General features: G+C 55.0%; 26 protein-coding genes. 11 read left to right on the top strand and 15 right to left on the bottom strand.

From position 1 onward, the window contains the following. Window positions 1-30 precede the first annotated feature (30 nt). Window positions 31-624, top strand: a complete 594-nt coding sequence (locus tag PI91_RS13310) for a TetR/AcrR family transcriptional regulator (protein ID WP_008502347.1) — start codon at window positions 31-33, stop codon at window positions 622-624. Between the two features lie 74 nt (window positions 625-698). Continuing rightward, on the top strand, window positions 699-1,298 hold the full coding sequence (locus PI91_RS13305; protein WP_039266343.1) for an NAD(P)H-dependent oxidoreductase: 600 nt from the start codon (window positions 699-701) through the stop codon (window positions 1,296-1,298). 118 nt (window positions 1,299-1,416) lie between these two features. On the opposite strand, the gene PI91_RS13300 is transcribed toward PI91_RS13305, so the two are convergent. Continuing rightward, the gene (locus PI91_RS13300; protein ID WP_039266342.1) at window positions 1,417-1,716 is read right to left on the bottom strand and encodes a hypothetical protein; all 300 of its coding nucleotides are present in this window, start codon (window positions 1,714-1,716) and stop codon (window positions 1,417-1,419) included. Between the two features lie 400 nt (window positions 1,717-2,116). Between PI91_RS13300 and PI91_RS13295 the strand changes: the two genes are divergently transcribed. After that, window positions 2,117-2,659 carry a cysteine hydrolase family protein gene (locus tag PI91_RS13295; protein WP_039266341.1) on the top strand — a complete coding sequence of 181 codons (543 nt, stop codon included), beginning with the start codon at window positions 2,117-2,119 and terminating at the stop codon, window positions 2,657-2,659. 65 nt (window positions 2,660-2,724) lie between these two features. Here PI91_RS13295 and PI91_RS13290 read toward each other — a convergent pair whose 3' ends face one another. Beyond that, window positions 2,725-3,201, bottom strand: coding sequence for a WbuC family cupin fold metalloprotein (locus tag PI91_RS13290; protein ID WP_039266340.1), 477 nt, complete (start codon window positions 3,199-3,201; stop codon window positions 2,725-2,727). 140 nt (window positions 3,202-3,341) lie between these two features. Continuing rightward, window positions 3,342-4,019 carry a DUF1963 domain-containing protein gene (locus PI91_RS13285; RefSeq protein ID WP_039266339.1) on the bottom strand — a complete coding sequence of 226 codons (678 nt, stop codon included), beginning with the start codon at window positions 4,017-4,019 and terminating at the stop codon, window positions 3,342-3,344. A 250-nt stretch (window positions 4,020-4,269) separates the two neighbouring features. On the opposite strand from PI91_RS13285, the gene PI91_RS13280 reads away from it, so the two are divergent. Continuing rightward, window positions 4,270-4,740: a hypothetical protein gene (locus PI91_RS13280; RefSeq protein WP_025911315.1), complete on the top strand. Its 471-nt coding sequence runs from the start codon at window positions 4,270-4,272 to the stop codon at window positions 4,738-4,740. 47 nt (window positions 4,741-4,787) lie between these two features. Here PI91_RS13280 and PI91_RS13275 read toward each other — a convergent pair whose 3' ends face one another. Together PI91_RS13275 and PI91_RS13270 are read right to left on the bottom strand one after the other, a co-directional pair. After that, window positions 4,788-5,711, bottom strand: a complete 924-nt coding sequence (locus PI91_RS13275) for a LysR substrate-binding domain-containing protein (protein WP_008502355.1) — start codon at window positions 5,709-5,711, stop codon at window positions 4,788-4,790. 24 nt (window positions 5,712-5,735) lie between these two features. Further along, a complete protein-coding gene (locus PI91_RS13270; protein WP_039266338.1) occupies window positions 5,736-6,272 on the bottom strand; it encodes a MarR family winged helix-turn-helix transcriptional regulator in 537 nt (178 codons plus the stop codon). 130 nt (window positions 6,273-6,402) lie between these two features. Here PI91_RS13270 and PI91_RS13265 point away from each other — a divergent pair, with 130 nt between their 5' ends. The 3 genes from PI91_RS13265 (at window position 6,403) to PI91_RS13255 (ending at window position 8,531) form a co-directional block, all read left to right on the top strand. Continuing rightward, entirely contained in the window at window positions 6,403-7,563 is a 1,161-nt protein-coding gene (locus tag PI91_RS13265; RefSeq protein WP_039266337.1) for an MFS transporter, read from the top strand. Window positions 7,564-7,642: 79 nt separating this feature from the next. After that, window positions 7,643-8,080 carry a VOC family protein gene (locus tag PI91_RS13260; RefSeq protein WP_039266336.1) on the top strand — a complete coding sequence of 146 codons (438 nt, stop codon included), beginning with the start codon at window positions 7,643-7,645 and terminating at the stop codon, window positions 8,078-8,080. Window positions 8,081-8,093: 13 nt separating this feature from the next. Continuing rightward, window positions 8,094-8,531 carry a VOC family protein gene (locus tag PI91_RS13255; protein ID WP_039266335.1) on the top strand — a complete coding sequence of 146 codons (438 nt, stop codon included), beginning with the start codon at window positions 8,094-8,096 and terminating at the stop codon, window positions 8,529-8,531. A 45-nt stretch (window positions 8,532-8,576) separates the two neighbouring features. On the opposite strand, the gene PI91_RS13250 is transcribed toward PI91_RS13255, so the two are convergent. Beyond that, window positions 8,577-9,470, bottom strand: coding sequence for a dihydrodipicolinate synthase family protein (locus tag PI91_RS13250; RefSeq protein WP_039266334.1), 894 nt, complete (start codon window positions 9,468-9,470; stop codon window positions 8,577-8,579). 21 nt (window positions 9,471-9,491) lie between these two features. Next, window positions 9,492-10,187: a B3/4 domain-containing protein gene (locus tag PI91_RS13245; RefSeq protein ID WP_039266333.1), complete on the bottom strand. Its 696-nt coding sequence runs from the start codon at window positions 10,185-10,187 to the stop codon at window positions 9,492-9,494. Window positions 10,188-10,230: 43 nt separating this feature from the next. Here PI91_RS13245 and PI91_RS13240 point away from each other — a divergent pair, with 43 nt between their 5' ends. Together PI91_RS13240 and PI91_RS13235 are read left to right on the top strand one after the other, a co-directional pair. Continuing rightward, the gene (locus tag PI91_RS13240; RefSeq protein WP_039266332.1) at window positions 10,231-10,833 is read left to right on the top strand and encodes an XRE family transcriptional regulator; all 603 of its coding nucleotides are present in this window, start codon (window positions 10,231-10,233) and stop codon (window positions 10,831-10,833) included. Between the two features lie 63 nt (window positions 10,834-10,896). Next, the gene (locus PI91_RS13235) at window positions 10,897-11,358 is read left to right on the top strand and encodes a GNAT family N-acetyltransferase (protein WP_008502363.1); all 462 of its coding nucleotides are present in this window, start codon (window positions 10,897-10,899) and stop codon (window positions 11,356-11,358) included. A 240-nt stretch (window positions 11,359-11,598) separates the two neighbouring features. Here PI91_RS13235 and PI91_RS13230 read toward each other — a convergent pair whose 3' ends face one another. Further along, a complete protein-coding gene (locus PI91_RS13230) occupies window positions 11,599-12,171 on the bottom strand; it encodes a flavin reductase family protein (RefSeq protein WP_021241342.1) in 573 nt (190 codons plus the stop codon). A gap of 128 nt (window positions 12,172-12,299) precedes the next feature. Here PI91_RS13230 and PI91_RS13225 point away from each other — a divergent pair, with 128 nt between their 5' ends. Further along, window positions 12,300-13,199, top strand: coding sequence for a LysR family transcriptional regulator (locus tag PI91_RS13225; protein WP_039266917.1), 900 nt, complete (start codon window positions 12,300-12,302; stop codon window positions 13,197-13,199). 89 nt (window positions 13,200-13,288) lie between these two features. Here the strand turns inward: PI91_RS13225 and PI91_RS13220 are convergent, their stop codons facing one another. Continuing rightward, window positions 13,289-13,771: a glutathione peroxidase gene (locus tag PI91_RS13220; protein WP_039266331.1), complete on the bottom strand. Its 483-nt coding sequence runs from the start codon at window positions 13,769-13,771 to the stop codon at window positions 13,289-13,291. 136 nt (window positions 13,772-13,907) lie between these two features. Between PI91_RS13220 and PI91_RS13215 the strand changes: the two genes are divergently transcribed. Beyond that, window positions 13,908-15,179 (top strand): serine hydrolase, encoded by a 1,272-nt coding sequence (locus PI91_RS13215; protein ID WP_039266330.1) that lies wholly within the window; start codon window positions 13,908-13,910, stop codon window positions 15,177-15,179. Here PI91_RS13215 and paaY read toward each other — a convergent pair. The 6 genes from paaY to paaH form a co-directional block, all read right to left on the bottom strand. Next, window positions 15,082-15,684, bottom strand: a complete 603-nt coding sequence (gene paaY / locus PI91_RS13210) for a phenylacetic acid degradation protein PaaY (protein WP_039266329.1) — start codon at window positions 15,682-15,684, stop codon at window positions 15,082-15,084. The two genes, PI91_RS13215 and paaY, sit on opposite strands and share 98 nt — an antisense overlap. Window positions 15,685-15,693: 9 nt before the next feature. After that, on the bottom strand, window positions 15,694-16,629 hold the full coding sequence (gene paaX, locus PI91_RS13205; protein ID WP_021241337.1) for a phenylacetic acid degradation operon negative regulatory protein PaaX: 936 nt from the start codon (window positions 16,627-16,629) through the stop codon (window positions 15,694-15,696). 102 nt (window positions 16,630-16,731) lie between these two features. Then, the gene (gene paaK / locus PI91_RS13200; RefSeq protein WP_023327374.1) at window positions 16,732-18,048 is read right to left on the bottom strand and encodes a phenylacetate--CoA ligase PaaK; all 1,317 of its coding nucleotides are present in this window, start codon (window positions 18,046-18,048) and stop codon (window positions 16,732-16,734) included. A 27-nt stretch (window positions 18,049-18,075) separates the two neighbouring features. Beyond that, window positions 18,076-19,281, bottom strand: a complete 1,206-nt coding sequence (pcaF, locus tag PI91_RS13195) for a 3-oxoadipyl-CoA thiolase (protein WP_039266328.1) — start codon at window positions 19,279-19,281, stop codon at window positions 18,076-18,078. After that, entirely contained in the window at window positions 19,281-19,703 is a 423-nt protein-coding gene (paaI, locus tag PI91_RS13190; protein WP_023327372.1) for a hydroxyphenylacetyl-CoA thioesterase PaaI, read from the bottom strand. Before paaI ends, pcaF begins: the two co-directional genes overlap by 1 nt. Next, window positions 19,693-21,117, bottom strand: coding sequence for a 3-hydroxyacyl-CoA dehydrogenase PaaH (paaH, locus tag PI91_RS13185; RefSeq protein WP_039266327.1), 1,425 nt, complete (start codon window positions 21,115-21,117; stop codon window positions 19,693-19,695). Before paaH ends, paaI begins: the two co-directional genes overlap by 11 nt. Window position 21,118 lies beyond the last annotated feature (1 nt).

The following is a 21,118-nucleotide window of genomic DNA, read 5'->3' as shown; positions in this document are numbered from 1 at the left end:
CCATCAGTAGATAACTGACCTGAGGCAAGCATGGTTGTTAAGCGCTTAAGAAAAGAGGACCGCCGCGTGCAGCTGCTGGAGGTTGCGCGAGGGATCGTGCGTCAGCAAGGCACGGAGGCGTTGACCCTTGGCTATCTGGCAGAACGGGCTAACGTGACCAAGCCCATCCCCTACGACCACTTTGGCGATCGTGAAGGGCTGTTGATGGCGCTGTACCAGGATTATAGCGATCGGCAGCTGGCAAAATTCCGCGAGACGCTGGCGGTGGACAGCAAAACGCTGGAGAAGACGATCCGCTTTTTCAGCGCGGCCTATATCGACTGTGCGATTGCCGCCGGGCCTGAAACCGGGCCAATCGCCGCGGCGCTGTCCGGTTCTCGCGCGCTGCAGACGTTTCGGGAAGCGTGCGTGGCCGAATGTGCCGACTGCCTGCGCACCGCGCTTTCTCCTTTTATCGTCTTAAAAGGCGTTCAGGGAGAAGCGGTACTGACGGCCATCATTGGCGCGGCGGAGGCGCTCAGCACCGCGGCGGGCAACGGCGTGCTCGCCCGAAATGTGGCAGAAGATATGCTCTGCGGCGCCATGACCGGGGTGCTGGAGACCTACGCGAATAGCACAAAATGATCGCCGGGGGCGGATTGACAACTAAGTTACCAATAGTAATATAGGCATCGCTTCTCCCCCATCTGGAGGTCGCTATGTCTGCAACACATGCCATTAAAAACGCGCTGATCGTGACGGCACACCAGATCGACAATTCGTTATCCCATACGCTGGCAGCCCGCATTGCCGGGAAATTACGCGAGGAAGGTACGCAGGTTGAGATCGCCGATCTGCATGCTGAAGGGTTTAATCCGTCGATGACCCGCGCCGATCTCGATTTGTATCACGGCGATCCGAGCGCCCTCCCCGACGATATTCTGCGCGAGCAGCAGCGCGTCGAGCGCGCGGATATGCTGGTATTCGTCTTCCCGGTGTACTGGTGGTCGGTTCCCGCGCTGTTGAAAGGCTGGTTCGATCGCGTGTTAACCCTGAACTGGGCGTATAAGGTGGCCGACGACGGCCGGATTGTGGGCAACTTACGGGATGTTCCCGTCCGCCTGATTGCCACTGGCGGGAGCGATCTCACCGGATTTGATAAACACGGCTATTCGACGGCGATTCAGACACAGATAATCGAAGGGGTATTTGGCTTCTGCGGGTTGAAGAACGTTAAGCTCGATATCCTTTACCAGGCAGACACGGCGACGCCCGAGCAGGTTGACGAATTCCTGAGCGAGATCGGGAACCTAAAATAATATCGGCTATCCAGCCAGCAACGGCGTGCCTCCTTCGCCATAAGGAGGCACGAGTTCTCGATGTTACTAACCGTCAGGGATCCTGCTGGCAAACCGGAACGCTCTTTCTTGTGATTATTCAAAAAAAAAACGAGAAAAGGCCTATCGTCATCACTACACTCATAATCACCTGAATCAAAATAATAAAAAAAGCGATCCCACCCAATACCGTAATTTTTCGACGCAGAATGAAAGTTATGCCGGAAAGTACAGCACTGAACAGAATGGCTTTAAGTATATAGGAAAGCGGCACCATGGCCGGGTGACCGGTCTGTACTCCAGCAAGCCCAATGAGACCCAGTAGAAAATTACCGCAAATTCCCCATCCCCAGAAAGTCATCGGTAAGCTCATCTGCCCCGCGACTAATCTTTTCAACATACGCACATCCTTTTTGTGATTTTTTATCGAAACACAACGGTTTTTATCCAGTCTCTCGCACTGTTGGATTGTGCAATAAGTCGAGCCGACAAATACGCAACTACCAAATATGCTGATATGATTTTGTTCATCTTTACATGCATATTGATGGTATTGAAAAGAACTATCGGCAGCAAATTTTTAAAGTTTAACGGCTCGTCCGGATATGATTTAAAAGATATATCAGCGAAGGTCATAACATGTTTACGTCAGTTCAGCCAACAACCACCCTCACCACCACCGGACCCTTCGGCGGCGTGAGTGTATCTGTAGCAAACGACTGACAAACAGAACTTCAATCCCCGCCGGCATGGACGGGGAAATGTTTCTCCGTTCACCACCTTCTGAATGGAGAAAGGAAATGGTTTCATCTGACAATGCTCTCTTGATTATCGACATGCAGCAGGGCCTCTTTCGGGGCCCGGTTTCCCCCCGCTCCGCCGATGCCGTTCTGACCAATATCCGCTTGTTAATCGCCAACGCCCGAGACGCGCAGGTATCCGTCTTTTTTGCCCGCCATATTGGGCCGGACGACTCCCCCTTCTCAGAAACGGGGCCGTTAACACAGCTGATACCTGAACTGGACGTGAAGGAGCAGGACGTTGTTTTCACCAAGCGCTATCCCAGCTGTTTTCGGGATACGGTATTGCTGCGAGAACTTAATCAGAGAGGCATCAAGCAGCTGGTCATTGCCGGGATGAAAACAGAGTTTTGCGTCGATACGACCTGCCGGGCCGCACAGGAGCTGGGTTTCAGGACGGTATTAATTTCAGATGCGCATACCACAATGGATAATGACTATTTATCCGCCAGCGACATTATTGCCCATCACAACAGCACGCTGGCAGGCCCGTTTGTGACGCTGTCGACTGCTCGTGACTGGCTTTTTAGTACGGTGAGTTGACTCAGGTGATCGCTTATCTCTTTACCCGGCTCGCCTTTCCGCGCGCCGGGCACATAAGAGAATAATTACAGGGTAAAACCACCGTCACCCACCTGTGCCTGAGCGTACCATTGCATCAGCTTCTCGGTGCCAGGCTCGTTTTCTGCCGGTGACCATGGGGCGGTATCATGCTCGGGCACAGGCTGGTACCCCCCGTGTTTAACCTCAAAAATGACGCCGCCTTTATCCAGCGACAGCACGGCATGCCAGGTTCCGGCATCCATCTCCAGGACTTTACACTCTTCGCCTAACACCACGCGCCGGATCACGTTGCCGCTGTCGTCAAAATTCAGCACCAGAAAGCGGCCGCTCAGCGCCGTCAGCAGTTCAAACGTGTGCGGATGGCGGTGGGGGCGGACATAGGTACCGGGTTCCATTGCAATGGCCAGACGCTGCACCGGGTCGCTCAGGTCAGGGTGTAAATTACGATGAGCGCGTAAGCGAGGAGAATGTGCGGCCTGCTCGCTTTGCTGCTGCAGGTCACTGAAAGTAATCTGTTTCATATACACCTTTAGGAATTTGGGCTGTCTACGGCAACCCGGTTGCCGCAGGACGTTATACCATCCTGAACGGTCGAGGAGCGATGGGATTTGTGAAACAAATCGCTGCCGGGCGAGTGGTCAATCCCCCGACAGGAAGCTCATCAGTAGAACTGACATGAAAACCGCCATTCCCCTTCTGATGACCGGTGAAAGTAACCGATACCGTTATCCGCCCACATCCAGTTTACTTTTTCTTCTGACCCAACCTGAAAAACAAACTCTTCGATTCCCACACCGTGTTGTATCTCAGTCGGAAATCCCGCTACCTTGGTTCCCCTGTAGCGATTGAAATCTTCAAAAAAACTCTCACTGGCCTGCTCATCATCATTTACGCAAGAGAGATCAATAATATCCCAGGCATCTTCCCATCCAGGTGCATCGTCAATGACACTCAGCCATTGAACTGGAAACGGCCGATACGGTGTGTCCAATTCAGGCAATGGCTGAAGCCCTTCAAGGCTGGAATACTCGCGAATTAACCATCCTTCACCGTGCGGTTCGTCAAAGGGATGTTGTTCCATATTGTGAAACAACACCAGAAGGGCTATGCCCTTCAACTGGTCAGGAATAACAGGAAGCTCGTCGACGCTGATCTGAAGAAGTGGAAACATGGGTTTGCCCTTCCAGGTGGGTAATCCTTCATCTGCACGAGAAACGCCCTTCAGAAACCATGACGTAATGGGATCTTCAGGCGGCCGGAACCCACCGACCTGCGCGACCGATGCGGGTCTTAGCCTGGTCCGGAGTTCTTCTAAAACTGACGCACTCTCTAATCTCATGTTTGCTCGCCTCTGTAGACGCTTGTCGGATAGATATTCTGCAGTTCATTGTAAGTTAATCATCACATCTGGAGAATCTCATTGAATAATAAAACCTATGTTGAGTAAAACTCACATTGATTCCCACTATTTCTCGTTTTTCAAACGTAATCTCATTGAAATACCATCCCTTCATTCCCGGTCTCTTCCTGACCTGGAACTGAGAGCGAAACTCAAATAATAAATACACCTGCATGCATATGGAGTACGTATGACACTCGATGTTTTATTTCATCTAATGAAAATGATCTCACCTGAAAAAAACATCGCGGGTGAAAATATACATGCGTTAATAACGTTACTTTCGTCAGAAAACGATAGCGGTGAGGTGCTTTCGCCCTTTATTCATCGACTGCATCTTCTGTCTTTCGCCCAAAGCAATCCGGGTAACGCCGAAGAGTTGCTCTCTGCGCATTTACCCAAAGACGACGGGATCCTTCCGGTTCTGGACTTCGCGGACTGGCCCCGGGTGCGTTACGCCGCTTCAGGCGAAGTTCAGACGCCTGAATCTGAGGAGTACTTCCGTGAAATGACATCGGCTACCAATCTGTTACGTTCTGCGCTGATCGAAGCTGAACGCGCAAAGGGAACCCCTGCGCTATATATACTGGATAAATTACTCAACCTGAACAGCGCCCTGCCGGAAAGATATAAAAAGATGGCAAATATTCCCTACGCATAAATACGTTCACTGTGCGGAATATTTCCCTGTTAATATTCCGCTATTTATTAAATCCGCTTTTCATTGAAATCAAGACAGACAATATCCAAAGAGGGCACCACTGGCGCATTAAGGTTAAGCCAGGCCAGCAACCGTTCAATACTCTGTCCTCTGAGCGAATTTTTGGGCCAGACAAGGTAGTAACCGTCCCCTGTTGCTATCGCCTCCCTGAAGGGCAGCGCGAGAAGGCCGCTTTTCAGCGCGTCGAGCGTGAGCCGGAGATCCGCCATCGCTACGCCGTGTCCGTGCATGGCCGCAAGGCTTCCCTGCTCCAGGGTGTCGAACACGATCCCGCCGCCCATGTCGAGACCGGGGAATAAGCCCGTCCTTTTCAGCCAGCGCTTCCAGTCCCGTCTGTCCGGTGACGGATGAATAAGATCGCATTCTGGAAGCTGATGCCGGGCAGGCTCCAGCAAAGACGGCGTACAAACCGGAATAAGCCATTCGCTGAACAGCAGCCGGCTCTCCGTTGACTCGCCAAAATAGCCGTTCCCGAGGAGGATCGCACAATCGTAGGGCTCGCGGCTGAAGTCAACGGTGTCGAAGTCCATCCAGACGCTGGCGATTTCGATTTTCGGCTTCGCGTGGTTCTCGCGAAAGGATTTAAGCACATTGAGGAGCCATCGCATCGTCAGGGTGCTGGGGGCTTTGAGGCGCAGAAGGTGGTTTTCACTTTTGAATGCGCGACAGGCCCACTCAATATTCGAGAAACTTTCGCTAAGCTGCCCGGCCAGAATGCGCCCGGCGTCGCTGACCTCCACTCTCGGACCCTGCCGCTTAAACAGCTCGCAGTCAAACCACATTTCAAGCGTCCGGACATGCCTGCTGACCGCCCCCGGCGTGATATTCAGGACTTCAGCCGCTTTGCTAAAGGAGTTCAGACGTGCGGCAACTTCGAACGCACGCAGCGCATACAGTGGCGGTAAAGACATATGTTCCCTTTTTGTCAGGTGTAATCATGCAGTTTTTGTATTATCGGCACTCGGTGACGTTTCACCCCATTCCTCAGCCGGAAACGTCAGCAGCAGCACCCTGAGCAGGGACTCAAGCTGCGCGCGTTGCGCCTCAGAGAGGTTTCTCAGCAGCGCATTTTGCGTTTCCGTATGCACGAGCAGCGCCTGTTCGATACGCTCCTGCCCGTGCGGCGTCAGGCTGACGAGCGAGCTGCGCTTGTCGTCGGGATCGGCAATCCGCCTGATAAGGCCTTGCTGTTCAAGATGGTTGAGCCGGTTCGTCATCGCCCCTGAGGTGATCAACAGGGATGTATACAGCTGCGTGGGCGAAAGGCAGTACGGCTCCCCAGCGCGGCGCAGCGTGGCGAGGACGTCAAACTCGCCCTCGCGAAAGCCAAACGGCGCCATGGCCTGCGCGCGTTCTTTTCCCAGGTGCTTCATCAGCCTGAGCATTCGGCCAAAAATTTTCATCGACGAGGCGTCCAGCTCGGGCATGGCGCGGCTCCACTGGCCGACAACGAAGTCTACATGGTCTTTCATCTTCACCCCGTATGGCGTGGGAATTTATCGAGTTGTGCGGTACATCTTACACTAAAACAGATTTTATCTTAACGTTAAGATAAATGTTCGCGGCAATTTGCCCGGGCCATTCACACCCGAAAAGGATGCCATGTTGAAACGCACGTCACCGTTACTCTTCGCTATTATCGCTTTTATCGTCGGGCTGAACCTGCGCCCCATTCTGGCCTCGGTTGGCCCCCTGTTCTCCGTGCTGCAGCGCGAAGCAGGGCTGACCGCGACGCAATTCAGCCTGCTGACCACCCTGCCGGTGGCGATGATGGGACTGGCTGCCCTGTGTGGTCCCTGGCTTTTAGCCAGGGCAGGTGCCGTTAGGGGAATTATGCTCGGGCTGTTCATCCTGCTGGTAGCCTGTTCATTACGCGGTTTTAGCACCTCGCTGACGGGCTTGATGGGCACCGCGTTACTGGCCGGGGCCAGCATCGGCACGATCCAGGCGTTAATGCCTGCCCTGATAAAAAAGGCGTATACGCAAACGGCCAGCACGATCATGTCGCTATTCAGCACGGGCATTATGGCCGGTGCGGCAGTCGCCGCCGCCAGCGCCGAGCCGCTGTTTTCATGGCTCACGCTGAAGCCCGCGCTGGCTATGGCAGGCGTGCTTGCGCTGCTGGCGCTGATGCTGTGGTTACCCCTGGTTAAGCAGCCTCAAGGTGAACAAACAGCACATGAATCCGTTACGCTCTCTTCCTCCCGGACTGGACTCCTTCTGCTCTTTTTCGGCGTGGGGACGGGTGCCTACACGCTGGTCTTAGCCTGGCTGCCCCCGCTCTATATTCAGGCAGGATGGTCCGCACGCAGCAGCGGCTATATGCTGGCCTGGCTGACCTTAACCGAGGTGGCCGCCGGGTTTGCCGTCTCCGCGCTGATCGGTAAATTCCCCGACCGCCGTGTTCCGCTCATAACTGTACTGTTACTGCTGCTCGCGGGGTTACTGTGTCTGGTCTTCTCTCCAGGTACGACGCCGGTCTTATCAACCTTGCTGCTTGGCATCGGTATCGGCGCCCTCTTCCCGCTGTCGCTTATCGTCACGTTCGATCATGCGCGAACGCCCGCGCAGGCCGGGAAGTTACTGTCTAAAGTTCAGGGAGGAGGATATATGATCGCCGCGCTCATGCCGCTAGTTGCAGGGATCGTTCGCGACAGTTCGGTCTCGCTCACCAGCGCATGGCTGGTGATGAGTGCGGGAGTCGTGCTGTTGATCGCTATCGCGTTCACTTTCAAACCCACCGTGAACGTGCAGGCGCGGTGAATGCGATACCAGAATTGAGAGTCGTATTTCAGAAGGCTCTACGCTAAATTCCGTCATTTCAGGCTATTAAGGAGTGGATATGTCGCAGACGTTACCGGGAATTGATGTCATGTTCGTCGCCGGGTTCGGGCCCATTTCACAGGATACAGCGTCCAGCACCGCGTTTTATATCCAGACACTCGGTCTGCCGCTGAAGCCGATGGAGGGCAATGCCGAGTATCTGCTCACCGAAGAGGGACGCTTACCGGGCGTGAAGCATTTTGCCGTCTGGCCGCTGTCACAGGCGGCAACGTCCTGTTTTGGTGAATCGGAGTGGCCCGTGGAGCATCCGATACCGCAGGGATGGATTGAATACGAGGTGCAGGATCTCGATTCCGCTACCCGTGTTCTGAGTGAAAAAGGCTATCGGTTGTTGGTCGCCAACCGCACGGAACCGTGGGGGCAAACCGTTACTCGCCTGCTCAGCCCGGAAGGTTTGCTGACCGGACTAACAGTTACGCCGTGGCTGCGTGGATAGAGGATGTTATAAGGTGCTGGCTTATATCACGATAGGGACAAATGACTTTCAGCGCGCCGTGAACTTTTATGACGCTATTTTTAACGTGCTGGGCTATTCACGTCTGCCCGCCTGGACTGATAGCTGGGCAATGTGGGGAAACGAAAATCATCCGGATGACGAATTTAGCTTCTGCATTTGTCCTCCTTTTGACCAGCAACCCGCGACGGCGGGAAACGGGACAATGTTCGCATTCAGAGCCGATAGCGCGGAAATTGTCAGACGCTTCCATGCAGTGGGCCTCCGTGCGGGAGGAAAGGATGAAGGCGTGCCTGGTACACGAACCGCCTACGGCCCCGATTTTTATGTTGCCTATCTGCGCGATCCTGACGGGCATAAACTGGCATGCGTTTACCGGAATTATTCACCTGATGCGGATACGCTTTCAGGAGAGGAAGAGTCACTTCAATAATAAAATTTTGCGGTAAGGACCGGTAGACACCCAGTCCTGCGGAGATCACTTCAGCTCCAGCGTGCTTATTACATGGGCAATATCCGCGATGTCGCCAGCTGACAACGGTTGCAGAGGGCGAGGCAGGCAATCCATGTCGGTAAGCCCAAGCACGCCAGCCGCAGCGGCAATAACGCGAATACTTCCGCCATGTTTCCGGAAGAGCGACCACAACGGCTCAAGGCGGGTTGTCAGGGCTGTAACGCGTTGATGATCGTTTGCCGCCGCAGCTTCGGTGATTTGTTTCGCCATCTCAGGGAACAGACCGCCACACACGGAATACCAGACTTCACAACCGGCATTTAATCCCAGCCCCGCATAAGCGTCGCCACTAATACCGATTGTTACGCCAGGGCGCAAAAGTTGACGTAACGCATTCACCCGTTCAATCGCTGCAGCGGGGCTATCCGGGACGCCAGGGATCTTGACCGAGCGAACCCCCTCAAGTGAGGAGAGACGACCGTGAAGTTCATCCGTAAAGGTAAAATGCGTAGTGCCCGGATTATCATAGATACACACCGGTACAGACACGTGCCGGGTAACGGTCTCAAAGAGTGAGAAGACTTCTTCGTCGCGGAGTGACTGGTAGCTGACCGCCGGGAGTAACAGCGCATTCGCACCAGCTGCCTGTGCATCCTCTGCCAGATGCAGAATGGCATCGGTACTGACCGCTCCCACACACACCATAACGGGGATGTTCCCTGCATGCTGTTTAGCCAACGTTGCTACGCGCTTGCGCTGCTCCCGGGTCAGATAGGCGTAGCTTCCGGTTGACCCCAGGATGCCCATAGAATCAACCCGAGCGTCTGTAAGACGGGAAAGAATATGGCTAAAACCCTTTTCATCCACGCCGCGGGTAGTGACTGGGGTTAATGGAAACGCCGACAAACCGGTAAACATAACTCTGTCTCCTGAAGGGTATTACAGCTGTTGTTCTTCGATGAGAGCAACTTCAAACCAGAGACCGGGCATCATTTTTTCCAGGCCGTCGGTCAGCATCTTCCCGGCTTCGTGAAGTCTATCCAGCGGCATCTGCGGGAGACTCTCCAGAATGAACCACATTTGCTGAGCTTCCACGCCTAAGCGGGTTCTGATCCCCTGTCGCCAGTTCCAGCGACGGCAGGTCACGCCGATATCATCACACCAGATAACCTCGCCTTGTGAAGGATACTCAACGGTGGCCTCTCCCTCTTTGACGGTATCAAAAGGCTCTGTTCCTTTTGCCACAGTCAGACGCGGCGCCCCCTGATAGGCAGAGAGATTCTCTCCACCAACCGGAACGGCATAGCGGAGACTAACGGCATTATAAAGATCAACGATAGGATCGAGCGCTGGCATCGTTCCGTCACGTAACACGCGCTTGCGTAACGCATCTGCTGAGCAAGGGGTGCGTTTAGGTTTAGCACCAAACTTTTGAAAAACGTCGGCCCATGCCGCCAGATGAGAGTCCGCCCAATCTGGTTCACCGGCCAGAACGGCTTCACAGGCTTCACGCAGCGCCGTTTCTCCAGCGTCGGGATTAAGCACTGGCGCAGCTTTTACGCAAATGCTCAGTGCACGAAAACCGGGAGCAATACGATAAATTTCAGGGGTAATTGACGGCGATACTGTTAGCACGTGATAATCCTGTAATGACCAATTTATTCCATAATAATGACCAATGACCAAAAAAGTCAATTTAATGACCGATGCAAACGCTATCGTCAACACTGTGAATGAAGCCGTATCTCAGCGAATTAAACTCTATCGTAAGCATAAGAAGATATCCCTCGATGAACTCTCCCGTCGGGCAGGCGTCAGCAAGGGAGCGCTGGTTGAGATAGAGGGATGCCGGGCGAATCCTAGCATTGCCCTGTTATGCCGCCTGGCTGCCGCAATGGGGGTTTCGGTGGCTGACTTTGTGGATGTCAGTTCAAAACCGACCGTGCATCTCATTGCTGAAGATGAGATCCCAGAATTGTGGGAAGGTGAAAAAGGCGGGAGAGCAAGATTGCTCGCAGGGTCAGGTGGCCCTGATATGACCGAGCTCTGGATGTGGGAAATGCAGCCGGGGGAAAAGTTTGCCTCCCCCGGCCACACGGAAGGTACGCTTGAACTGTTTTATGTGCAGTCGGGCACGCTCACACTCGGCGTACAGGAACACGCGTATCGGGTAAATACTGGCTGTTCGGCAACCGCCAGAACGGACGTTCCTCATTTCTATGAAAACCAGGGGGAGAACCCGCTGGTATTTATCATGACAGTACATGAAAAAGCATCCTGAGCATTCCCCGGCATAGAGGACAGCCCTGTGCCTCATCACAAGTAGCCCAAAAGGAGAAGTTCGGTGAATAATCAGCATCTGCGTTTTACCAAAGACAAATTTATTGTCACAACCGATCCCAGCTTTTTTCAGCTGGAAGCCATTCATGATTACCTCTCGCAATCGTCCTGGGCTCCTGGTATTGATGCTGAAACGGTCAGGATATCAATCCAGAACAGCCTTTGTTTCGCGCTCCTGGATGGAACAAGACAAATCGGCTTCGCCCGTCTGGTCACAGACTATGCCACTTTTGGTTATTTGTGCGACGTCTACGTGCTGAACGATTATCAGAAAAGTGGTCTTGGCCGTTGGCTGATTGAATGCTGTCATGCCCATCCATTGTTGTCACGTCTGCGACGGATAATGCTGGTAACCGACAGCGCGCCATGGTTATACCAGAAGCTGGGGTATAACCCATTGAACCGACCAGATTTTGTCTGGCAAATCAATCGACCCGATATTTATCGTAACCCCGGGCAAAAATAAAAGTACTTTTCAGAGAGTAATGATAAATGTGAATCCGCAGGGCCTGTCACTCTGATGCAGAAGAATTTGCTCTTTTAGCCGAACGAATCTTACGACATCCGCTTCTGGCACTGAGCGGATATGCTAACTGAGCTAAAGGTCCGCTGTGAGTGAGAAGCAAACATCTTAAGTAGGTTGTTCTTTTATGCTACTACCTCTATGTAGCCATGTTATATGGCTACATTTATACAGAAGTAAGGATTAGTCTTTTCCCGGACCATAATTAAATTTTGTCCCTTTGCCAATGGCGTAAAACTGTCCGCCAGCTACGTAATGGACAGTACGTAATTCATCTGGTGCATCATCAAAAATCCAGTGCCCATTTTTGAAAACGCGGTCATCACTCCATGCTCCGACAATTTCCCCCATGAACAAGTTGTGCTGCTTTTCATTTTCTTCATTGGGTATGACCTTACATACTAACCAGCCAGCGCAACCTTCCACTAAAGGCAGATCAAACTCTTTCTGATAAAATAGTGGGATTTTACTATTTTTATCGGGTGTGTCGGAATAACTGTGACCCCCAGCATATAAAACCATTTCCATCTGATTTACTACTGGGATCTGTACAACGTAATATCCGCTTTTTTCTACAAGCCCGCGAGTAAATGCCTGTGGACCTATAAAAGCCATCACTTTGTTATTGCCTACTAATCCCACCCAAGCCGCTGCCATGACATTTTCAATGCCATCATTTTTAGCCGATATCATCGTCGTTGGCCCCACCTGTAATAAACGATAGGCTTTGTTTAACTCTACTGGTTGAATTGACATAGTTTACTCTTTTGAGTTCTGATAAAAAGTAAGACAGGTTACTTATTTGATTGTTCGATTATATGGCTGGAATAGTTGCAAATTAATTGCTATTATCAAAATACATTATTGCAAATTTCACAATAATCATGGACAAACTTGACGCTCTAAAATTTTTTATCATCGCCTCTGAGACCTTGAACTTCCGCGAAGCAGCCATCAAGCTGTCGGTTTCACCATCAGTAGTAACCCGAACAGTCGCTGAGCTGGAGAAACAACTTGGTGAACCTTTATTCAAACGCAATACGCGTTCGATCTTTCTCACCAGTTTCGGCGAACTATTTTTACCCCAAGCGAAGCGACTGCTTGAAGATTCTGAAAAACTTTTTCAGACAGCGAAAGATGATAATGAAATGAAGGGTATTGTTCGTATCACATTACTTCGATTTCCAAATCATGAACAAATCTTGTATGAACTATTGACAGCACTACGTCCCTATCCTGAGTTATTTATCGACTGGCGTTTAGATATGATGAAACTTGATACTATTGAGCATCGTATCGATATAGGTATACGCGTAGGGCGAGAACCTAATCCAAACTTTATCATTAAAAATATCGCACAAGTTGAACATATTTTGGTTACATCCCCTGAACTTATTGAGCGCCTGGGAGCACCTACTGATTTAGAAGATCTTCGACAGCGTTATCCATTTAGTGGTTTAATTAATCCTGAAACGGGAAAATCATTTGAGTTTATGAGTGACGCAGTAAATACTTTTGTCCCTCGTCATATTGAGTTTTATACTACAGATCCATATGCCGAAATTCAGGCTGCATTGGCAGGGAGAACGGTTGTACAGTCCAGCGACTTTATCTGTAGGGAGTACTTAGCAAGCGGCCAACTTGTTCCCCCATTGCCAGAACTGCGACAGGAGAAATGGCAATTTTATTTATATCGGCCTTACCAGCTGATTACTCCCAAAAGGGTGACGGTCGTTTTCTCGTTATTAGAAAAAATATTACGCAAATATTTCGCATCAAAATAACATTCTCCTCGACGTCCGCATCTGGCACAGAGCGGACATCAGAATATCGGCTATCCCCAACAAACGGATGGCTCTGGCGACAAAAACACTCACCTTCCCAGTGCCGCAACAATTGCCCCCTCCATTTTCTCGGGCGTAGTCATCGGTGCAAAGCGCTTGAAGGGTTTACCGTCACGCCCGACAAGGAACTTGGTAAAGTTCCACTTGATCCGCCCACCCAGCACGCCGGGCAATTCGTCTTTCAGATAACGAAAAATCGGATGTGCTGCGGCACCGTTGACCTCGACTTTCTCGAACATGGGAAAGCTGACGCCGTAGTTAATGTAACAGGTCTTTGAGATGTCGTCGGCACCGCCGGGTTCCTGCTTACCGAACTGGTTGCAGGGGAAGCCAAGCACCACCAGCCCTTGAACGGCGTATTTTTTGTACAGTGCTTCAAGCCCCGCATACTGGGGCGTAAAGCCGCACTGGCTGGCCGTATTAACAACCAGAACCACCTTACCCGCATAGTCGGCCATAGAGATAAGTTGCCCATCCAGACGGGTGGCGGTAAGTTGATAAAAGCGAGTCATACTAATATCCCTCAAAGCTGGCCGAAAAGTCATGGTGACCACCCGCAGGGCCGTCACCGTGTAGAAAGTTTACATTCAAGCAGGCTATTTGTGATACATTCCTGGCGCGCCATGACCACCACACTCGCTATCAGGTATGCAGAACATAACAAAAAAATTTCGCTGGCTTCTGCTTACTCTGCCACTCCTCAGCGGTTGTGGCACGCTCTCGCAAATGTCCTCCCCGGAAGGTACTCAGGAACTTCTCACTCATGATTCGCTGGATGGCGACGTTGACAGCGTGGTGCGTCACTACATGGCGCAAAAATCCGTTCCCGGGATGACGGTCGCGGTGATCCATAATCACGGCTCACCGCAGTTTTACACCTGGGGCGTAACCGATGCGGTCAATCGCTATCCGGTCAGGCCCGACACCCTGTTTGCGCTCGGCTCGATCAGCAAAGGGATCACGGCGGAAGTGGTGGCTTGTCTGGTCAATGAAGGGCAACTGAACTGGAGCGATAACCTGGCGACATTGCTACCGCCGGGTACGCCGCTTAGCGCGGATGCACAAAAAATCACCCTACTTGAACTGGTAACCCACACCTCCGGCCTGCCGCGTCAGAATATGGATGTTCCGATGCTTGGAAAATTCATCAGCTACTTAAGCACCGGCGATAATTTCTACGGTGAGCTGGATAGCGATAACGTGCTGCTCTACCTCGCCGACTGGCGAGCGCCAAAGAATAAAGTGCCGCAATACTCCAATACCGGCTACGCCCTGATCGGCTACATCCTGAAGCACAAAACCGGCGAAGATATCCAGAGTTTAGCCTCGCGCTATATTTTCCGTCCGCTGCAGATGGCTAACAGCAGCTTTACGCCGCAGCAGCTAAAAGGATACCCCCAGCGGGCGCTAGGCCACGCGGGCGATCAGCCGAAATTTATCCCACGCGGGCAGCTCACACCGGACTGGCATTTTTCCAACAACATGGTGGCGGCAGCGAGCCTATACAGTAACGCCGAAGATCTGGCGACCTACGCCCGCTATCACGTCTCAACGACCCACAATCCCCTGCTGGACAGCGTCTTTGCCGAAGTGAGAAATACCGATATTCAACGTCCCGACGGGGTACAGGGTATTGCCTGGACCACCGACTTTATCGGTCTGGAAAAAATCACCTATCAGGTCGGCTATATCGGCGGCTACTCCAGCTTTATCGGTTATGACAAAGAAAGAGGCAATGCGGTGGTAGTGCTGCAAAATACCTTTAACTGGAGTAATTACATTGGCATTGCGCTATTGATGGATATGGCGAAAAAAGACGGCCTTACCCCTGGTTCGCCGACTTCGGCCTCAAATTCTCGTCAAACGTCAGCCGTTTCCGTTCAGGTTCAACCTCACGCAGCGGCTCGACCTGGTGCATAGTGAGCTTGCAGCGCTCCACCAGCACCTGATACTCCCGCGTGCCCTGCCGCTTCCACGCCAGCTCCTGCTCGCTTAGCTCACGAATCGCTTTGGCCGGGCTGCCGATAATCAGATGGTTGGCGGGCATCTCCGCTTTCGCCTTCACGAACGCCGCCGCGCCGACGATGCTGTTTTCACCAATGACCGCCCCGTCCATCACCACCGCGTTCATGCCCACCAGCGCATTGCGGCGGATCACGCAGCCGTGAAGAATGGCGCTGTGGCCGATGTGTCCGTCCTCTTCCACCACCGTGTCCTGCTCCGGGAAGCCGTGCATCACGCAGTTATCCTGAATGTTCGCCCCGTCTTTCACCACGATACGGCCAAAATCACCGCGCAGGCTGGCATTGGGACCGACATAAACGCCTTTGCCCAGAATCACGTCGCCAATGAGCACCGCCGTTGGGTGAACATAGCTCTCGTCAGGCACGACCGGCGTCAGGCCGTCAATTTGATAAACAGGCATCTTCCCTCCTTATGCGCTTGTAAGACCACCGAAGCGTTGATAGTAGAGCGTGCCGGGCACAGGCAGTTCGCCGACAGAGGTTTCGCCCTTCTCGCTGACAAACGCCAGCGCTCCCGGCGCGACACGCTGATAGATATTTATGCAGAGCTGTCGGGCGCTTTGCCCCGCCCAGTGCGCAGGCAGTAACTCTTCCGGCAGGAGCGGGTCCTTCAGCACCACGCGACGATAAAAATGAATCAGCAGCAGCTGGATCTGGAAACAGCGTTCCGGCGTCAGCTCCTCCGGCGCGGCCTCTTTCAACAGCGGCAGCAGCGGCCGGAACGAGTTGATAAACGACTCGTACATCGCGTTTTGCTCGGTTAACTGCCAGCACTCTTCTACGCGTGAACGCAGCGCGGCGCGCGAGAGCGCCAGCGGCGAGTGGGCTTCAAAAAAAATCACGTTTTCGGCCACGCCGGCATCGTGAAGCAGGGACTGCACGTCCGCCAGATGCTGCGACGGCGAGGCCATCAGGCTCGGCGCCAGCGTGCCAAACCCCTGCCAGATCAGCTGCTTTTTGACGTCGGCCAGGGTGGTTTTATCCAGCCCCTCGGAGAGCAGCAATAACCATTTGCCGTCCCAGGCGGGCAGTTCCGCGCGGTAGATCTTATTCTCCGCGCGACGCGTCAGGCGCAGCCCCTTATCGCTCAGGCGGTAAAAGCTGCGCCGCCCGATGCGCGAGACGTCCAGCCAGCCCTCTTTGTTGAGGCGAAACAGCGCGGTACGCACGAACCGTTCGCCAAACCCCATGCCTTCCAGTAAGGCAGCCAGGCTACCGAGCCAAATCTCACCGCCGCGATGGGAAAGCGCGTCACCGTATAGCGAGGAGATGAGCGAGGTCCCGCTGACGGGAACGGAGCTAACCGCGTGCTGGATAAAGGCGTCGAGTTTATTCATGTGATTCATTCTGTTGTTATTTTTGTCCTGGATGAATCATAGCATAGGATTCTGGGATAGCCCGTCACCCTAACCCCCTCCCTTTGGAAGAGGGCCGGGGTGAGAGGAAACTTAGCCGTTGGCCGCAACTTTACGCAGGTCAAACACCCGGCAGGCTTTCCCCTCCGAGCGCGGGATGCTGCCGCAGTTCACGATCGTCACGTCGGTGGAAATCCCCACCATCGATTTAATGCGGTGGCGCAGCTGGTGGCACACCTGGCAACGCTGCTCGTGCGTCAGCGTCAGGCTGCTCTCTTTCAGCTCCACCTTCACGGAAAGTGAATCAAGATGCCCGCGACGGTTCACCTCCAGCTGGTAGTGTGGAGAAAGGTGCTCGAACTTCACAATCTCCTCCTCCAGCTGCGACGGGAAGACGTTAACGCCGCGAATGATCAGCATATCGTCACTGCGGCCGCTGATCCGGTCCATACGGCGCATGCTGCGCGCGGTGGCCGGGAGCAGGCGCGTCAGGTCGCGGGTGCGGTAGCGGATCACCGGCAGCGCCTCTTTGGTCAGCGTGGTGAACAGCAGTTCGCCCTGCTGGCCGTCATCCAGCGGCGTGCCGTCGTTCGGGTTAACGATCTCAGGGTAGAAATGATCTTCCCAGATGGTCGGACCGTCGACGGTTTCGATACACTCCATCGCCACGCCCGGCCCCATCACTTCGGAGAGGCCATAGATGTCCAGGGCCGTAATGCCTAAGCGTTTTTCAATTTCGCGGCGCATGGCCTGCGTCCACGGCTCGGCGCCGAAGACGCCCACGCGCAGGGAACAGCCGCTGGCATCGCCGCCCATCTGGCGCTCCAGCTCCTCTATCAGGTTGAGGCAGTAGGATGGCGTCACCATGATCATGTCCGGCTGGAAATCACGGATCAGCTGCGCCTGTTTCTCCGTCTGGCCGCCGGACATCGGGATCACCGTCGCGCCTAAACGCTCGGCCCCGTAGTGCGCGCCCAGTCCGCCGGTAAACAAGCCGTAGCCATACGCCACGTGAATTTTGTCCTTCGCGCTGCCGCCCGCCGCGCGCAGGGAACGCGCCACCAGGTTGGCCCAGTTGTCGATGTCACCCTGCGTGTATCCGACAACGGTCGGCTTGCCGGTGGTGCCGGAAGACGCGTGAATGCGCACCACCTGCTCCATCGGCACGGCAAAGGTATCAAACGGATAGTTATCCCGCAGGTCCTGCTTGGTGGTGCACGGGAACTTACGGATATCCGCCAGCTCGTTGAAATCGTCAGGGTGAACGCCCGCGGCATCAAACTTGCGTTTGTACATCGGCACGTTGTTATAGGCATGATGCAGCGTCCATTTCAGACGCGCGGTCTGCAGCGCCTGTAACTCGTCAAGGGAGGCCGTTTCAATCGGATCAAGCTTTGTTGTATTTGTCATTGTAGGGTACTCACATTGTTTTTATGCTCAAACACGCTCGAGGATCATGGCAATGCCCTGACCCACACCGATGCACATCGTACACAGCGCGTAGCGCCCGCCGCGTCGGTGCAGTTCGTTACTCGCGGCCAGCGCCAGCCTGGCGCCGCTCATGCCCAGCGGGTGGCCCAGCGCAATCGCGCCACCGTTCGGGTTAACGTGCGCGGCATCATCCGGCAGGCCCAGCTGACGCAGCACGCCCAGCGCCTGCGCGGCGAAAGCTTCATTAAGCTCGATGACGTCCATATCGTGAATACTGAGTCCGGCGCGCTCCAGCACCCTGCGGGTGGCCGGTACCGGGCCGAGCCCCATCAGACGTGGCTCCACGCCCGCCGTCGCCATCGCCACGATCCGCGTGCGCGGGACTACCCCCTGCGCCAGCGCCATCTTCTCGCTGGCGACGATCAGCGCCGCCGCGCCGTCGTTAACCCCGGAGGCATTGCCCGCCGTGACCACCCCGTTCTTACGGAACGGCGCTTTCAGACCGGCAAGCTGTTCGAGCGTGGTGTCGGCGCGCGGATGTTCATCCACGCTGAACTCGTTGACCGCCCCTTTTTTGCCCGGCACCGGCACCGGCACGATCTCCTGCGCCAGAATGCCGTTCTGCTGCGCCTGCGCGGTACGCTGCTGGCTGCGCAAGGCAAACGCGTCCTGATCGGCACGGCTGATATTTAACAATTCAGCTACATTCTCTGCCGTTTCCGGCATACTGTCAGTTCCGAATTGCTGATGCATGAGCGGATTCACAAATCGCCAGCCGATGGTGGTATCGAAGATCTCCGCCTGTCGCTGAAACGCCGCGGTGGCTTTGCCCATCACAAACGGCGCGCGGGACATCGACTCCACCCCGCCCGCAATCAGCAGGTCGCCGTCGCCCGCCTTAATGGCGCGCGCGGCAAAACCAATCGCGTCCAGCCCGGATCCGCACAGGCGGTTGATAGTCGTGCCGGAGACCGTCTGCGGCAGACCGGCCAGCAGCAACGACATGCGCGCCACGTTGCGGTTATCTTCCCCCGCCTGGTTGGCGCAGCCGAATATCACGTCGTCAATCCGCTCCAGATCGAGCTGCGGGTAGCGGGCCAGCAGCGCGCGCAGCGGCACGGCGCCGAGATCGTCAGTTCGAACAGTGGAAAGCGCGCCACCGTAGCGGCCCACCAGGGTTCGAACGCCATCACAAATAAATGCGTCACGCATCAGGCCTCTCCTGTCACGCTGCCGCCGATGCGGTGAGATTTTCCGCGAAAAAGGGCGACGGTTTTCTGTTGTTGGTTCTGAATTTCAATGTCGTATACGCCGGTCAGCTTGCCCTGATGCTTCACCCGCGCGGTGGCGGTGAGCGTGTCCCCGGCGAAGCCCGGACGCAGAAAGTCAATCGAACAGCCGGAGGCTACCGCCGCCAGCCCCTGGCTGTTGCAGGCGTAGGCAAAAGCGGTGTCCGCCAGCGAAAACAGCTGTCCGCCGTGGCAGGTTTTATGGCCATTCAGCATCTGCGGGGTGATGGTCATGGTCACCACCGCGTAGCCCTCGTCCATCTCGACAATGTCCATCCCCATCGCCTGCGCGCAGGCGTCCCGTTCGTACATGGCGCGGGCGTTATGCCAGGCGTTATGACTCATAGCTACTCTCCAGAAGCGCGCGCTGGCGCAGCAGTGAACAGGGGCGATAGCGCTCTTCGCCGTAATGGCGCTGCAGGTTCTCCAGCAGCGTCAGCAGGCGCTGCCAGCCCAGACGCTCGCCCCAGGCGATCGGCCCGCTCGGGTAGTTCACGCCCAGGCGCATGGCGGTATCAATGTCCTTCTCGCTGGCGACCCCTTTTTGCAGGGCATCCAGCGCCTCGTTGGCAATCATCGCCAGCGTTCGCCAGATCAGCAGGCCGGGATAATCGGCAATTTGCACCACCCGGAACCCCTGCTGTTGCAGGTAGCGGATGGCTTTTTGCGTCGCGGTATGCGGGTTGCTGGCCGCGGCGGCAATGACCGCCACGTCGCGCTCAATGCGGTCGACCACCACGACCGGGCCGTTGAGCCGCAGCGCCAGCGCCTGCGCGGTCTCCCCCTGCGTTTCAATCAGGTACACATCATCAATTTCGGTGACGCCGTCACGTCTTTTTTCCACGCGCATCGGGCTATAGCTGTCGTTCACCGACTCAACCCACTGCACGTCGGGTTTGTCACCCTGCCAGTCGTAAACGCCCTTCCCGCTCTTTTTGCCCAACCTTCCTGCCAGCACCAGCTCCTGCTGAACCAGCGAAGGCAGAAAACGACGCTCCTGCCAGAAGGCGTTAAAGACCGAGCAGGTCACCGCAAAGTTCACGTCCTGACCAATCATGTCGGTCAGCTCCAGCGGGCCCATCGGGAAGCCGCCGCCTTCGCGCAGGGCGGCGTCAATCACCTCCGGCGGCGCGACCTGCTCTTCCAGCGCGCGCCAGGCTTCGGAATAGAACGGACGGGCGACGCGGTTGACGATGAACCCCGGCGTGGACTGGCAGCGAACGGGCTGTTTGCCCCAGTTCAGCGCCAGCTCGCACAGCGCGTCGGCCACTTCCGGAGAGGTCGCCAGCCCGCTGACCACCTCCACCAGCTTCATCACCGGCGCCGGGTTAAAGAAGTGCAGGCCTGCGACGCGTTCCGGGTGGTGGACGTCCGCCGCAATCGCCGTGACGGAGATGGAGGAGGTATTGCTGGTCAGCACCGTCTGCGGCGGACAGATCTCAGCCAGCTGCGCAAACAGCGCCTTTTTCACCTCCAGCCGCTCTGAGGCCGCTTCAATCACCAGATCGGCCGCGGAGAGCGCCTCGATATCCGTGACGGGAACCAGCCGGGCAAGGATCTGGCTCCCGGCATCGGCGGAGAGTTTTCCGCGCGTTACCCGGGAGGCCAGACGCTGGCGGATCCCGTCGATGGCGCGCGATATCGCATCGCTTGAGATGTCGTAGATCAGCACCTGATGACCATGGCTGGCGGCGACTTCGGCAATCCCTGCGCCCATCGTGCCGCTGCCGATCACGGCGACAGTCCGTATATTCAGCATC

It is taken from the genome of Enterobacter sp. FB, assembly GCF_000805795.1.
GTDB classification, from domain to species: Bacteria; Pseudomonadota; Gammaproteobacteria; order Enterobacterales; family Enterobacteriaceae; genus Enterobacter; species Enterobacter roggenkampii.
The sequence above is the reverse complement of the archived record's forward strand: the minus strand, read 5'-3'. Positions and strand labels throughout refer to the sequence as shown.

Bases quoted from the DNA above. Each gene is read 5' to 3' on its own strand.
- paaK (WP_023327374.1), bottom strand. From the start codon at position 18,048: ATGACAAATACAACAAAGCTTGATCCGATTGAAACGGCCTCCCTTGAC.
- paaI (WP_023327372.1), bottom strand. From the start codon at position 19,703: ATGAGTCATAACGCCTGGCATAACGCCCGCGCCATGTACGAACGGGAC.
- PI91_RS13270 (WP_039266338.1), bottom strand. From the start codon at position 6,272: ATGAAAGACCATGTAGACTTCGTTGTCGGCCAGTGGAGCCGCGCCATG.
- PI91_RS13230 (WP_021241342.1), bottom strand. From the start codon at position 12,171: ATGTCAATTCAACCAGTAGAGTTAAACAAAGCCTATCGTTTATTACAG.
- paaH (WP_039266327.1), bottom strand. From the start codon at position 21,117: ATGCTGAATATACGGACTGTCGCCGTGATCGGCAGCGGCACGATGGGC.
- PI91_RS13250 (WP_039266334.1), bottom strand. From the start codon at position 9,470: ATGTTTACCGGTTTGTCGGCGTTTCCATTAACCCCAGTCACTACCCGC.
- PI91_RS13260 (WP_039266336.1), top strand. From the start codon at position 7,643: ATGTCGCAGACGTTACCGGGAATTGATGTCATGTTCGTCGCCGGGTTC.
- PI91_RS13275 (WP_008502355.1), bottom strand. From the start codon at position 5,711: ATGTCTTTACCGCCACTGTATGCGCTGCGTGCGTTCGAAGTTGCCGCA.
- PI91_RS13225 (WP_039266917.1), top strand. From the start codon at position 12,300: ATGGACAAACTTGACGCTCTAAAATTTTTTATCATCGCCTCTGAGACC.
- paaX (WP_021241337.1), bottom strand. From the start codon at position 16,629: ATGAATCACATGAATAAACTCGACGCCTTTATCCAGCACGCGGTTAGC.
- PI91_RS13300 (WP_039266342.1), bottom strand. From the start codon at position 1,716: ATGTTGAAAAGATTAGTCGCGGGGCAGATGAGCTTACCGATGACTTTC.
- PI91_RS13290 (WP_039266340.1), bottom strand. From the start codon at position 3,201: ATGAAACAGATTACTTTCAGTGACCTGCAGCAGCAAAGCGAGCAGGCC.
- PI91_RS13220 (WP_039266331.1), bottom strand. From the start codon at position 13,771: ATGACTCGCTTTTATCAACTTACCGCCACCCGTCTGGATGGGCAACTT.
- PI91_RS13310 (WP_008502347.1), top strand. From the start codon at position 31: ATGGTTGTTAAGCGCTTAAGAAAAGAGGACCGCCGCGTGCAGCTGCTG.
- PI91_RS13295 (WP_039266341.1), top strand. From the start codon at position 2,117: ATGGTTTCATCTGACAATGCTCTCTTGATTATCGACATGCAGCAGGGC.
- PI91_RS13305 (WP_039266343.1), top strand. From the start codon at position 699: ATGTCTGCAACACATGCCATTAAAAACGCGCTGATCGTGACGGCACAC.
- pcaF (WP_039266328.1), bottom strand. From the start codon at position 19,281: ATGCGTGACGCATTTATTTGTGATGGCGTTCGAACCCTGGTGGGCCGC.
- PI91_RS13285 (WP_039266339.1), bottom strand. From the start codon at position 4,019: ATGAGATTAGAGAGTGCGTCAGTTTTAGAAGAACTCCGGACCAGGCTA.
- paaY (WP_039266329.1), bottom strand. From the start codon at position 15,684: ATGCCTGTTTATCAAATTGACGGCCTGACGCCGGTCGTGCCTGACGAG.
- PI91_RS13280 (WP_025911315.1), top strand. From the start codon at position 4,270: ATGACACTCGATGTTTTATTTCATCTAATGAAAATGATCTCACCTGAA.
- PI91_RS13265 (WP_039266337.1), top strand. From the start codon at position 6,403: ATGTTGAAACGCACGTCACCGTTACTCTTCGCTATTATCGCTTTTATC.
- PI91_RS13215 (WP_039266330.1), top strand. From the start codon at position 13,908: ATGCAGAACATAACAAAAAAATTTCGCTGGCTTCTGCTTACTCTGCCA.
- PI91_RS13240 (WP_039266332.1), top strand. From the start codon at position 10,231: ATGACCAAAAAAGTCAATTTAATGACCGATGCAAACGCTATCGTCAAC.